Raw genomic sequence first — 12936 nt, 5'->3', positions numbered from 1 at the left:
GTTTTCAACACCCCCACTCCCCCGGAAGCTGCGAAATCCGCAAGACAAGCGTCCATGAACAACGAATTTCATCGATCGAGCCTTGCGAAACCGTCGACACCTCGTGCACAGTGAGCGCGTGGCCAGTCGAAGCGCAGAGCACAGGGACTCCCGCGAGTCCAGGAACGGCACTCCCCAGCTGGACGCCGTCTCCCTCGCCATCATCGAACAGCTCCAGGAGGACGGCCGCAGACCGTACGCGGCGATCGGCAAGGCGGTGGGCCTCTCGGAGGCGGCCGTGCGCCAGCGCGTACAGAAGCTGCTCGACCAGGGCGTGATGCAGATCGTCGCCGTCACGGACCCGCTCACCGTGGGTTTCCGCCGGCAGGCGATGGTCGGCGTCAACGTCGACGGCGACCTGGACCCCGTGGCCGACGCGCTGAGCGGCATGCCGGAGGTCGAGTACGTGGTGATGACCGCGGGTTCCTTCGACATCCTCGCCGAGATCGTGTGCGAGGACGACGACCACCTGCTGGACGTCATCAACAAACGCATCCGGGCGCTGCCCGGCGTGCGCTCCACCGAAAGCTTCGTCTACCTCAAGCTCAAGAAGCAGACCTACATGTGGGGAACCCGATAACCGTGACGACCACCGACAGCCACAGCACCGGTTCCAGTGCCGGTTCCGGCCCCGACGACCTCAGCCGCTCCGCCTACGACCACCTGTGGATGCACTTCACCCGCATGTCGTCGTACGAGAAGGCCCCCGTCCCGACGATCGTCCGGGGCGAGGGCACGTACATATTCGACGACAAGGGCCGGCGCTATCTCGACGGCCTGGCGGGGCTGTTCGTGGTCCAGGCCGGTCATGGGCGCACCGAGCTGGCCGAGACCGCCTTCAAGCAGGCGCAGGAACTGGCGTTCTTCCCCGTGTGGTCGTACGCCCACCCGAAGGCCGTGGAGCTGGCGGAACGTTTGGCCAACTACGCGCCGGGCGACCTCAACAAGGTCTTCTTCACCACCGGTGGCGGCGAGGCCGTCGAAACCGCCTGGAAGCTCGCCAAGCAGTACTTCAAGCTGGTCGGCAAGCCCACCAAGTACAAGGTCATCTCGCGCGCCGTCGCCTACCACGGCACCCCGCAGGGCGCCCTGTCCATCACCGGCCTGCCCGGCCTGAAGGCGCCCTTCGAGCCGCTCGTCCCCGGCGCCCACAAGGTCCCGAACACCAACATCTACCGCGCCCCGATCCACGGTGACGACCCGGAGGCGTACGGCCGCTGGGCCGCCGACCAGATCGAGCAGGAGATCCTCTTCGAGGGCCCGGACACCGTGGCCGCCGTCTTCCTGGAGCCGGTACAGAACGCGGGCGGCTGCTTCCCGCCCCCGCCGGGCTACTTCCAGCGGGTCCGCGAGATCTGCGACAAGTACGACGTGCTGCTCGTGTCGGACGAGGTCATCTGCGCCTTCGGCCGCCTCGGCACGATGTTCGCGTGCGACAAGTTCGACTACGTCCCGGACATGATCACCTGCGCCAAGGGCATGACCTCGGGCTACTCCCCGATCGGCGCGTGCATCATCTCGGACCGGCTCGCCGAGCCGTTCTACCAGGGCGACAACGTGTTCCTGCACGGCTACACCTTCGGCGGCCACCCGGTGTCGGCGGCCGTGGGCCTGGCCAACCTCGACCTGTTCGAGCGCGAGAACCTCAACCAGCATGTGCTGGACAACGAGGGCGCGTTCCGCTCGACCCTGGAGAAGCTGCACGACCTGCCGATCGTCGGTGACGTCCGCGGCAACGGCTTCTTCTACGGCATCGAACTGGTCAAGGACAAGGCGACCAAGGAGTCCTTCGACGCGGAGGAGACGGAACGTATCCTCTACGGCTTCGTCTCCAAGGCCCTCTTCGAGAACGGCCTGTACTGCCGGGCCGACGACCGCGGCGACCCGGTCATCCAGCTCGCCCCGCCGCTGATCGCGAACCAGCAGACGTTCGACGAGATCGAACAGATACTGCGCGCGACGCTCACGGAGGCGTGGACCAAGCTGTAGCCTCCGGCGGTTGTGCGGCCCGGGTACACCCGTACGAGTGAGAACGGGTGTACCCGGGCCGTGTGCTGTCCCGCGTTCCCGGCCCGGATCCCTAGCGTGCCCTGTAACCGATCGGCCCTGTCTTCGTTCCCCCGCACGGGGGATGGACTCAGGGAATTACGGATCTGAACGAGGTGTACGCCCATGGTGGCCCGGCCGGACAACGACGTGCTCTGGGCTCGCGCCCTGCACTTCCAGCACAACGACGGCTCGCCCGCGCTGAGCGGCGTCTCGCTCGGTGTCCGGGAGGGCGAGATCCTCGCCGTGAGCGGCCCGCGCGGCAGCGGCAAAACGACCCTGCTGCGCTGCCTCTCGGGTCTGGTCCGGCCGCTGCGGGGCGAGGTCTGGTTCAACAGCGTGCCCGTGCACACGATGGGCCCGCTCACCCGCGAACGGCTGCGGCGCGACCGGTTCGGCTGGATCGACCCGGCCCCGGTCCTCGTACCGGAACTGAACGTCTGGGAGAACGCGGCCCTGCCCCTCATGCTGCGCGGAACCAGTCGCCGGCGCGCCAAGACGGCGGCCCTGGAGTGGCTGGAGCGCCTGGACATCGGCGACCGGGCCCGCCAACGCCCTTACGAGCTGCGGCAGTCCGAACGCCAGCGCGTCTCGATCGCGCGGGCGCTGGCCCCGGCCCCCACGGTCCTCTTCGCGGACGAGCCGACGGCGCCCCTCCACCAGGCGGACCGCGCCCACGTCCTGCGGACGTTGACGACAGCGGCCCGCTCGCACGGCATCACCGTGGTCCTGGCGACGCACGACGCGGACACGGCGGCGCTGGCGGACCGCACGGTCTCGTTGCTCGACGGGCGGAGCGTCAACACCGTCCATCTGCCCCCGGTCGTCGAGACTCCCGCCGGCACCGGGAGCGAGACGGAAGGCCGGGCCGCGTGCTCGCTCTCCGTCTAGCCCGCCGCGCGCACCCGGGCGTCCAGCTCCGCCGACTGCTGGTCGCGACGGCGTCGGCGGCCACGGGTTTCCTCCTCCTGGGCACCCTGGGCCACGCCCTCGCCCACCAGGACACACCTGGCGGATCGGTCCTGCGGCTGGCCTGGTGTCTGGCCCCGCTGGCGGCCACGGTCCACTTCGCGGTGACGGTGGCCCGCACGGACCCCGGCACGAAACCGCGCCCCGGCCTGTCGGCGATCGGCCTGGGCCCGGCCCGCCTGATGGCCGTCTCGGCGACAACGACGGCCCTGTCCTGCACCCTGGGTTCGATGGTGGCCCTCCTGTTCTTCCTCCACCTGCGCGGCGACCTGACCGGCATGCCCTTCGACGGCGACGCGGCGGACTTCCTGGCCGCCGACCAGCCCCTCCCCCTCCCGGCCGCCCTGACCCTGCTCACCCTCGTCCCGGTGGCGGCGTCGCTCTCGGTCGCCCTGACCCTGCGCCCAAGGGACCCCGGCCCCACACGCCACCGCAGGTACAGCCGCTTCGGCACGAAAACCCCCCAGAACGGCACGGTGGGCGCAGGCGGCACCCCGCAAGAGGGCCCGCCGTCTGCGGGCAGTCGTGCCGCTGGGGCGGCACGGGTGGGCGCAGGCGGCACCCCGCAAGTGCCGGGCAGCGCTTCCCACCCCCCGGCAGCAACCCCGGGTTCCACCGAAACCCCGGCCCAGGAAACCCACCTCGCCAGCACCGACCCCGCCCCCACCGACCCCCACGCCCTCCCCACCCCCCACCCCACCCCCCGGGACCTCCCCTGGGGCATCGCCGTACTCGCCGCCGGCCTCGCCGTGGAGGCCTACGCCACCCGCACCCCACACACCCGCCTCGCCATGCCCGGCGGAGCCACCGGCAGCCCCGCCGCCGTACTCATCGGCTGGACCCTCACCGCCCTGGGCCTCGCCCTGGCCGGCCCCGGCCTCGCACACCTGTGCGGACGCCTGCTGCAAGCAGTCCGCCCCGGCGCCCTCCGCCTCCTCGCCGGCCGCGTCCTCATGGAGGAGGCGACCCGCATCGGCCGCCCCCTGGGCGTCGTCTGCGCGGTGGCGTCGGGCGCGTACGCCATGGTCGCGCTGTACGACGACGCCGCCGACGACCCGTCCCTCGGTGGCCCCCTCACCACCCTGGGCGCCCTGGTCGTGGCGGGCTGCACCGTCGGCACGCTCCTCACGGCCGCCGCCGAGGCCAGGCTCGCCCGCGCGGACACCACCGCGGCCCTGCTCCGCCTGGGCGCACCGGCCACGACCCTGCGCACCGCCGCCGGCCTGCGCGCGGCCGCCCTCCTCGCCCTGTTCGCCCCCCTGACCCTCCTGATCGCGGAGCTGGCGGCGCTACCGCTGACGGCCTGAAACCCGTACGAAAAAAATCTGCTCGCACCGATGAGTTCCGCACAGCCCCCCGGTCTACCCCGCCGAACAGCACCACACCGCACCGACCAACGGGAGAGACCCTCATGAGCGAGTACCAGCAGATGATCTTCGTGAACCTGGCCGTCAACGACGTCGCCGCGTCGAAGAAGTTCTTCACCGAGCTCGGCTACACGATCAACCCGCAGTTCACGACCGACGACTGCGCCTGTGTCGTGATCAGCGACACGATCATCGCGATGCTGCTGAGCAAGTCGCGCTACGCCGACTTCACGAAGAAGGAGATCGCGGACTCGACGAAGACCAGCGAGGTCCTGATCTGTCTGAGCGCCGAGAGCCGGGCGAAGGTGGACGAACTGGTCGACGGGGCGCTCGCGGCGGGCGGCACCGAGCCGCGCGAGGCGCAGGACTACGGCCAGATGTACGGCCGCGCGTTCGACGACCTCGACGGCCACACCTGGGAGGTCATGTGGATGGACCCGGCGGCCGTCCAGGGCTGAGTCGGCCGTGCTTACATGGGCGGGTGCAGACGAGCCCCGCCCATGCGGCCCACCACGACGACCGTGAGATAGAGACGCTCGACGAGTTCGACGCGGTCGTCTCGGCACGCGGCACACTCGCCGGATTCCGCGTCCAGGCCGTCGATCTGACGGACCGTACGAAGGAACTGCTGACCAGCTCCGCCACGGGTGCCGTCTTCCTCGGCTGCCCGATGCGCCCGGACGCGGCGGCGAAGGTCCGCGCGGACGGCGCCCTGGTCTTCCCGCCGGTCCCGGACCTGCCCTTCGACCCGTACCGCGGCCGCCTCTACGCGCCGGACGAGTTGTTCGCCGGGCTCGACAAGGGTTACGAGCAGACGCCCGACGCCCTCGGGTACGCCTGGTTCCAGCGCACCAAGGCCGACGGCGACATCTACGCCTCGATGCTGCGTTCCGTCCACGACGACGCCATCTCCGACGCCCTCGACGAACTCCTGCGCGCCACACAGGTGGTGGGGGTGATGGGGGGTCACGCGATGGCACGCGGCACGCAGGCGTACGCCGGTGCCGCGCGCCTGGGGCGCGAGCTGACGCGCGCCGGGTTCACGGTGGCCACGGGTGGCGGCCCGGGCGCGATGGAGGCGGCGAACCTCGGCGCGTACGCGGCACCCTTCGACGACTCCATGCTCGACGACGCGTGCGAACTCCTCGCCGGGGCACCCTCGTTCGCGCCCTCGATCACCGACTGGGCGCGCGCCGCCTTCGCAGTCCGCGCCCGCTGGCCCAAGGGGGCAGGCTCGGTGGGCATCCCGACCTGGTTCTACGGGCACGAGCCGCCGAACGCCTTCGCCTCGCACATCGCCAAGTACTTCGCCAACGCCACCCGCGAGGACGGGCTGTTGGCCCGCTCGACCGCGGGGGTCGTCTTCCTGCCGGGTGCCGCCGGGACCGTACAGGAGATCTTCGACAACGCGACCCCGAACTACTACGAGTCGCGCGGCGAGCCAACACCCATGGTGCTGGTGGACCGTGTCCACTGGACCGAGCGGCTGCCCGCCTGGCCGCTCCTCCAATCCCTGGCGCGGGGGCGGGCGATGGAGGACCGAATTGCCCTGGTCGACCGGATCGAGGACGCTCCGGAGGCGTTGAAACGCCTTGCCGGTTAACGGGTAGGCAAAACAAATGCCTGGAACCTGCATACAGATTGACAGCCCTTATGCCGCGCTTATAAACCTGTGAGACTCGTGGGGGTGACGAGGTGATGAGGTCTCTTCACTCCCTCCACCCCCCTCAGTTGTGCATCCCGTGAAGGGCAACCGTGTCCATATCTTTCCGTAACGCGCGTTCCGTGCGCATTCTCGGTGTTGCCTCCGCCTCGGCCGCGCTCGCGCTTGGCGTCGCCGGCAACGCGTTCGCCTGCAACATCACTGAGTTCTCCGCCGTCGCCAAGTGCGACGGTGAAAAGGGTGTCATCAGCGTCACCGACAAGGACCCGTCGGGCACCCCCGCCACTGTCACCGTCTACCTGGGTGACAAGGTCATCGGCACCCAGGACGTCGTGGGCAGCCGCGAGGGTGTCACCGTCGACTTCCCGGAGGACTGGGCGCCGAACACGACGTACCGCGTGCACGTCAAGGCCGGCAAGCTGGTCGACGACTACGTCAAGCCTGACGTTCTCACCGGTGGCGAGGCCTGCAAGACGGAGACGACCCCGTCGCCGACCCCGACCCCGCCGGCCTCGGAGACCCCGAAGCCCTCGGAGCCCGCCGCCACTCCGACCCCGTCGGCGTCGGAGCCCGAGGAGTCCGCCACGCCGACTCCGTCGGCCTCCGAGAGCACCCCGGGTGCTCCGGCGGACAGCGTTCCGACGCCCGCGGGCGGTAGCTCCAACCTCGCCGAGACCGGCGCCAGCTCGAACACCGGCATGATCGCCGGTATCGCGGCCGCCCTGGTCGTCGTCGGCGGCGGCGCCGTCTTCTTCGGCCTGCGTCGTCGTGGTGCGTCCAACAACAGCTGACGTTCCGCTCGCCGTATCCGCAGCACCTGGCTGTACGTGGTGGCCCGTCCCCGAGTCCGGGGGCGGGCCACCGCGCTGTCGTCAGCCGAAAGTCGCCCTCCGTAGCCAGAACTCCAGCAGCTCACGCTCTCCGAGGATCTCCAACCCCGGGCTGTCCAGCGGCAGTCGGCGGTAGAAGGCGAGCATGACGTCGGTGAGCGGACCGCGCAGGGCGACCGTCGCCTTCTCGTGGCCGCGCCGCCAGACGACACCGTCCTCGGTGAGCTCGACGAGCCTCCCCCAGCCTTCGGCCGGGGGGACCCCCATCTCGCTTCGCTCGGCGTTCAACTCCGGCTCGGCGTCCGTGGCATGGAGATGGATGCTGCGGCCCGGGCCGCGCAGCTCGCTCGCCGCGTCGTGCGGCTGCGTCCGCTGTACGAACTCCACGATCTGCAGCCACTCGTCGATCGCGTCGGCGGCGATGTCGGCCGCGACCTCGTACGGCAGCCCGGCGGCGAGGGTCGCGTCCGCGCGGTGGACGGTGATCTCGTGGGCCATCCGACGCGCCCAGAAGCCCGAGGTGTGGATCCCCGCCCACGCCCACACCTTGGTGTCGGGCCCGGCCTCGCGCAGCGCGCCGACGACCAGTTCACCGGTCTCGGCCAGCCACGCGTCCAGCGCGGCGGTATCCCCCTGGGCCTCGGGTCCCTCGCACAGGGGCACGAGATCCTCGTCGATGTCCGCCTCGGCCCGCGCGCGCACCAGCGTGTCCACCCAGCGCAGGGCGCCGCCCGTGTGCCGCACCAACTGCTCCAGCGACCAGTCCGGGCAGGTCGGCACGGTCGCGGACAGCTCGGCACCGGAGGTCACGACAGCTCTCAACTGTCCGACCTGGTGGGCGATTTCATCGCAATAGCGGTCATGTGCGAGTGTCGTCATGCCCCGAACCCTATGAGGGGTCCCGTCAGCCGAGCACGACAATTTCGGCCGCGTCGAAGGCCACCCCGACCTCGTCCCCCGGCTCCGGCGCCGCCCGCAACGCACACGCGGCCTCCAGGCGGGGCGCGTCCTCTGGCTGGAGCTGTACGGCGACATGCGTACCCCGGAAGGTGCGCGCGGCCACGGTGCAGCGCAGGCCCTCGGCGGCGGGCACCAGGCGCACCCCGGCGGGCCGTACGAGCAGCGTGCGCGTCCCCTGGGGGGCGTCCTCGGGGACCGGAACCTTGCCCCAGGGGGTGTCCGCGGCCTGCCCGCTCACCGTCGCCCCGACGACGTTGTCGAAGCCGAGGAAGCGGGCCACGAACTCGTCCGCGGGTCGCTGCCAGACCTCAAGTGGCGTACCGGACTGGGCGATCCGCCCCTCGCGCATCACGATCACCCGGTCGGCGAGGGCGAAGGCCTCGCCCTGGTCATGGGTCACGGCGAGCACGGTGGTGCCCAACCGGCCGAAGAGTTCCCGGAGTTCGACGACGAGCCGCTCGCGCAGCGAGCGGTCCAGCTGGCCGAGCGGTTCGTCGAGCATCAGCAGCCGGGGGCGCGGCGCGAGGGCGCGGGCGAGGGCGACGCGCTGCTGCTCCCCGCCGGACAGCGCGGCGACGGCCCGACGGGCGGCGCCGGGCAGCCCGACCAGTTCCAGCAACTCCCGTACGCGTACGTTCTGTTGCGCCTTGGACACGTGGTGCATGCGCAGCCCGAAGGCGACGTTGCCGCCGACGTCCCGCTGGGGGAACAGCTGGTGGTCCTGGAACATCAGGCCGACCTCGCGCTTGTGCGCGGGCACTCCGGCGAGGTCCCTGCCGTCGAGCGACACCCGCCCCGCGTCGAGGGGTTGGAGTCCGGCGACCGCCCGCAGCAGCGTCGACTTTCCGCTGCCACTGGGGCCGAGCACGCACACGGTCTCGTGCTCGGCGACATCGAGGCCGACGCCGTCGAGCACGGGCCGCGACCCGAACCGTACGGTCGCTCCGTCGAGACTGAGCATGGTCAGAACTCCCCCGTCCGGTCGGTCCGCAGCCGCTCCAGCACGAGCAGGGCCACCGCGCACACCAGCATCAAGATCGTCGAAAGGGCCATCGCCTGGCCGTAGTTGAGGTCGCCGGGGCGGCCCAGCAGACGGGCCACGGCGACCGGCAGGGTCGGGTTGTCGGGCCGGGCGATGAACACGGTCGCCCCGAACTCGCCCAGCGACACGGCGAACGCGAACCCGGCGGCGACCAGCAGCGCCCGCCGCACGATCGGCAGATCGACCTCCCGCCAGACCCGCCACGGCGACGCCCCGAGCACGGCCGCCGCCTCCCTCAGCCGCCCGTCCACGGCCCGCAGCACCGGCAGCATGGTCCGCACCACGAACGGCACCCCGACCAGTGCCTGCGCCAGCGGTACCAGGATCCAGCTGCTGCGCAGATCGAGCGGCGGCTCGTCGAGCGCGATCAGGAACCCGAACCCGACGGTCACCGCCGACACCCCGAGCGGCAGCATCAACAGTGCGTCGAACCCCCGTACGAGCCGCCCGGCATCGCGCCGGGTGAGCGCCACGGCGGCCAGCGACCCGACGACGACGGCGATGGCTGTGGCGGCGACGGCGTACTGGAGTGAGTTCCCGATGGCGGCGATCGGCGCCACCAGGAAGATGCCCGAGTCGTCGTGGGTGAGCGCCCGGTAGTAGCCGAGGCCCGCGCCGCCCGGCGTGGCGAACGACCGCTGCACGAGCACGGCGAGCGGCAGCACCAGCAGGAGGGCGATGCTGGCCAGCACCCCGCCGAGCAGCGCCCACTGACCCCGGCCGCGGGGCCTGCGGGCGGTCGTCTCCGGTGCCACGAGCCGCAGCGCGCTCTCCCGCCGCCGTACCGTCCCGGCGTGCACGGCGAGGATCGCGCCCACCGCCACGAACTGCACGATCGTCAGCACGGCGGCCGTACCGAGGTCGAAGATCTCCGAGGTCTGCCGGTAGATCTCCACCTCGAGGGTGGCGAAGGTGGGCCCGCCGAGGATCTGCACCACTCCGAAAGAGGTGAAGGTGAAGAGGAAGACCATGAGCGCGGCGGCGGCGACGGCGGGTGCGAGGGCGGGCAGCGTGACCTGCCGCCAGGCTGTGAACCGCGAGGCGCCGAGCATCCTCGCGGCCTCCTCCTGCCGTGGGTCGAGCTGCGCCCAGAGCCCGCCGACCGTCCGTACGACGACGGCGTAGTTGAAGAAGACATGCGCGAGCAGGATCGCCCACACGGTCGTGTCCAGCCGTACGCCCCACAGCTCGTCGAGCAGCCCGCCACGCCCGACCAGTGCCAGGAACGCCGTACCGACCACGACGGTCGGCAGTACGAAGGGCACGGTCACCACGGCCCGCAGAATCTGCTTGCCCCTGAAATCGAAGCGCGCGAAGACATACGCGCCGGGGAGTGCGATCAGCAGCGTGAGCGCGGTGGACGCGAACGCCTGCCAGACGGTGAACCAGAGCACGCGCCGGATGCCGGAGTCGCCGAGCACGTCCCCCAGCTGTCCCAGCCGCCAGACCCCGTCGACGTGCAGACCGCGCGCGACGATCGCGGCGACGGGATAGGCGAAGAAGAGCGCGAAGAAGACGACGGGCAGCGCGAGCAGGGCACCGCGCAGAGCGGCGCCCCGCCTGCGCGCGAGCGCCCCGGCTACTTCAGTACGAGCGATGTCCACGACTTGACCCACTGGTCACGGTGTTCGGCGATCTTCGCGGGGTCCATGGTCTCGGGGTCCTTGGCCTGCGGCCCGTACTCGGTGAACTCGGCGGGCACCTCGGCGCCCTCGCGTACCGGGTACACGAACATGTTGAGCGGCATGTCCTCCTGGAAGGTCTTGCCGACCAGGAAGTCGAGCAGCGCCTTGCCGCCAGCGCTGTTCTTCGCGTTGCTGAGCAGCCCCGCGTACTCGATCTGCCGGAAGCAGGTGCCCATCGCGACCCCGGTCGGAGCGGCGGTCGGCTTCGGGTCGGCGAAGATCACCTCGGCGGGCGGCGAGGATGCGTACGAGACGACGAGGGGCCGGTCGCCCTTGGCCTTCTTGCCGCCGGCCGACCCGGAGAACTCCTCGTTGTACGCCTGCTCCCAGCCGTCGACCACCTTCACACCGTTGGCCTGCAGCTTGGCCCAGTAGCCGCTCCAGCCGTCATCCCCGTACTTGGCGGCGCTGCCGAGCAGGAACCCGAGTCCGGGCGAGGAGGTGGAGGCGTTCTCGGTGACGAGGAGGTCCTTGTAGGCGGGCTTGACCAGATCGTCGAAGGACTCGGGCGGGGTCAGCTTGTGCTCGCTGAACCAGGCCTTGTCGTAGTTGACGCAGATGTCGCCGGTGTCGATCGGGGTGACCCGGTGCTTGTCGTCGTCCGTCCGGTACGCGGGCAGGATCGCGTCGGCGTCCTTCACCTCGTACGACTGGAACAGGCCGTTGTCGAGCGCGCGGGAGAGCAGGGTGTTGTCGACGCCGAAGAAGACGTCGCCCTGCGGGTTGTCCTTGGTGAGGATCGCCTTGTTGACGGCCTGCCCGGCGTCGCCGTCCTTGAGGACCCTGACCTTGTACCCGGACTGCTTCTCGAAGGCGGCGAGGACGCCCTTCGAAACGGCCCACGAGTCGTGGCTGACCAGGGTGACGGTCTTGCTTTCCGCAGCCGAACCGCTGCCGCTGTCCTCGGACCCGCACGCGGACAGCGCGACCAGCCCGAGCCCGACGGCAAGGGCCGTGACCTGCTTGGTGATGCTCACTGGATTCTTCCTCCTGGGATGACCAGGAAGAGACGCGGCCCTGCCCGGACCCCATGACGGGTTCCGGGCAGGGCGCAACAGCTTGAGTGATGACCGAACTTCCTACCCAGAATGACCTGGGCGAGGTTCAGAGGGTCTGCGGGCTGTCCCGCACTCTCAGCGCTGTGGCGCTCCCCTGTCGGAATATGAAGGTATGTAGGTACGACGTAAGACTACCGCTCGGTGGCCGCCAGCTGACCGCACGCCCCGTCGATCTCCTGCCCTCGGGTGTCCCGAACGGTCACGGGCACCCCGTGCGCGGCGATGGCCTCGACGAACGCCTTCTCGTCCTCGGGCCGCGAGGCCGTCCACTTGGACCCCGGAGTGGGGTTCAGCGGAATCAGGTTGACGTGCACGGGCTTGCCCCTGAGCAGCCGCCCGAGCCGGTCACCACGCCAGGCCTGGTCGTTGATGTCCCTGATCAGCGCGTACTCGATGGACAGCCGACGCCCCGACTTCGCCGCGTACTCCCACCCGGCGTCGAGGACCTCGCGCACCTTCCACCGTGTGTTCACGGGTACGAGGGTGTCGCGCAGCTCGTCGTCCGGCGCGTGCAGGGAGATCGCGAGCCGGCACTTGAAGCCCTCGTCGGAGAACCGGTGGATGGCCGGCACCAGCCCGACGGTCGAGACGGTGATCCCCCGCTGCGACAGCCCGACACCGTCCGGCTCGGGGTCGGTCAGCGCACGGATGGCACCGACGACACGCTTGTAGTTGGCCAGGGGCTCGCCCATGCCCATGAACACGATGTTGGAGAGCCGCGCGGGCCCACCGGGAATCTCCCCGTCCCGAAGCGCACGCATCCCGGCCACGATCTGGTGCACGATCTCGGCGGTGGACAGGTTCCGGTCGAGCCCCGCCTGCCCGGTCGCGCAGAACGGGCAGTTCATCCCGCACCCCGCCTGCGAGCTGATGCACATGGTCACCCGGTCCGGGTAGCGCATGAGCACCGACTCGACGAGCGTCCCGTCGACCATCCGCCACAGGGTCTTGCGGGTGGTGTCCTGGTCGGTCGACAGATGACGCACGACCGTCATCAGCTCGGGAAGCAGCGCCTCCTGGAGCTTGCCGCGCGAGGCGGCCGGGATGTTCGTCCACTCGGCCGGGTCGTGCGCGAACCGCCCGAAGTAGTGCTGCGAGAGCTGCTTGGCACGAAACGGCTTCTCACCGATCGCGGCAACGGCCTCTTTACGCTCGGCGGGCGTGAGATCGGCAAGATGCCGCGGCGGCTTCTGAGCTCCGCGCGGGGCGACGAATGTGAGTTCTCCTGGCTTAGGCATGGCTGTACCAGTGTCGCAGACATCCGGCCACCCCCTCAC

12 protein-coding genes and 1 riboswitch are annotated in these 12936 nt (G+C 70.5%); of the genes, 7 read left to right on the top strand and 5 right to left on the bottom strand.

Annotated features, from left to right (window positions below):
* Window positions 1-103: 103 nt before the first annotated feature.
* From PV396_RS29610 to PV396_RS29580, 7 genes are all read left to right on the top strand, one after another.
* Window positions 104-619 carry an Lrp/AsnC family transcriptional regulator gene (locus PV396_RS29610; RefSeq protein ID WP_319209851.1) on the top strand — a complete coding sequence of 172 codons (516 nt, stop codon included), beginning with the start codon at window positions 104-106 and terminating at the stop codon, window positions 617-619.
* Window positions 604-2028, top strand: a complete 1425-nt coding sequence (locus PV396_RS29605) for an aspartate aminotransferase family protein (RefSeq protein WP_416071501.1) — start codon at window positions 604-606, stop codon at window positions 2026-2028. The genes PV396_RS29610 and PV396_RS29605 overlap by 16 nt, the downstream gene beginning before the upstream one ends.
* A gap of 183 nt (window positions 2029-2211) precedes the next feature.
* Window positions 2212-2976 (top strand): ABC transporter ATP-binding protein, encoded by a 765-nt coding sequence (locus PV396_RS29600; protein WP_319209847.1) that lies wholly within the window; start codon window positions 2212-2214, stop codon window positions 2974-2976.
* Window positions 2958-4361 carry a hypothetical protein gene (locus tag PV396_RS29595; protein ID WP_319209845.1) on the top strand — a complete coding sequence of 468 codons (1404 nt, stop codon included), beginning with the start codon at window positions 2958-2960 and terminating at the stop codon, window positions 4359-4361. The genes PV396_RS29600 and PV396_RS29595 overlap by 19 nt, the downstream gene beginning before the upstream one ends.
* Window positions 4362-4465: 104 nt before the next feature.
* The gene (locus tag PV396_RS29590; protein ID WP_319209843.1) at window positions 4466-4879 is read left to right on the top strand and encodes a VOC family protein; all 414 of its coding nucleotides are present in this window, start codon (window positions 4466-4468) and stop codon (window positions 4877-4879) included.
* 23 nt (window positions 4880-4902) lie between these two features.
* Window positions 4903-6024, top strand: coding sequence for a Rossmann fold nucleotide-binding protein (locus PV396_RS29585; protein WP_319209841.1), 1122 nt, complete (start codon window positions 4903-4905; stop codon window positions 6022-6024).
* Between the two features lie 152 nt (window positions 6025-6176).
* A complete protein-coding gene (locus PV396_RS29580; protein ID WP_319209839.1) occupies window positions 6177-6875 on the top strand; it encodes an LAETG motif-containing sortase-dependent surface protein in 699 nt (232 codons plus the stop codon).
* Window positions 6876-6956: 81 nt separating this feature from the next.
* On the opposite strand, the gene PV396_RS29575 is transcribed toward PV396_RS29580, so the two are convergent.
* The 5 genes from PV396_RS29575 to rlmN all read right to left on the bottom strand — a co-directional run bounded on the left by PV396_RS29575 (window position 6957) and on the right by rlmN (window position 12897).
* Complete coding sequence (locus tag PV396_RS29575; RefSeq protein ID WP_319209837.1) at window positions 6957-7793, bottom strand: maleylpyruvate isomerase family mycothiol-dependent enzyme; 837 nt, start codon at window positions 7791-7793, stop codon at window positions 6957-6959.
* Between the two features lie 25 nt (window positions 7794-7818).
* A complete protein-coding gene (locus PV396_RS29570; RefSeq protein WP_319209835.1) occupies window positions 7819-8835 on the bottom strand; it encodes an ABC transporter ATP-binding protein in 1017 nt (338 codons plus the stop codon).
* Window positions 8836-8837: 2 nt separating this feature from the next.
* On the bottom strand, window positions 8838-10520 hold the full coding sequence (locus PV396_RS29565) for an iron ABC transporter permease (RefSeq protein ID WP_319209833.1): 1683 nt from the start codon (window positions 10518-10520) through the stop codon (window positions 8838-8840).
* Window positions 10496-11578 carry a thiamine ABC transporter substrate-binding protein gene (locus tag PV396_RS29560; protein WP_319209831.1) on the bottom strand — a complete coding sequence of 361 codons (1083 nt, stop codon included), beginning with the start codon at window positions 11576-11578 and terminating at the stop codon, window positions 10496-10498. The genes PV396_RS29565 and PV396_RS29560 overlap by 25 nt, the downstream gene beginning before the upstream one ends.
* An 81-nt stretch (window positions 11579-11659) precedes the next feature.
* Window positions 11660-11765: riboswitch (TPP riboswitch) on the bottom strand.
* A 25-nt stretch (window positions 11766-11790) separates the two neighbouring features.
* Entirely contained in the window at window positions 11791-12897 is a 1107-nt protein-coding gene (gene rlmN, locus PV396_RS29555; protein ID WP_319209829.1) for a 23S rRNA (adenine(2503)-C(2))-methyltransferase RlmN, read from the bottom strand.
* Window positions 12898-12936 lie beyond the last annotated feature (39 nt).

This window comes from Streptomyces sp. ME02-8801-2C (assembly GCF_033793965.1).
Classification (GTDB): Bacteria; Actinomycetota; Actinomycetes; order Streptomycetales; family Streptomycetaceae; genus Streptomyces.
This window is presented reverse-complemented; position numbering and strand designations above follow the sequence as displayed.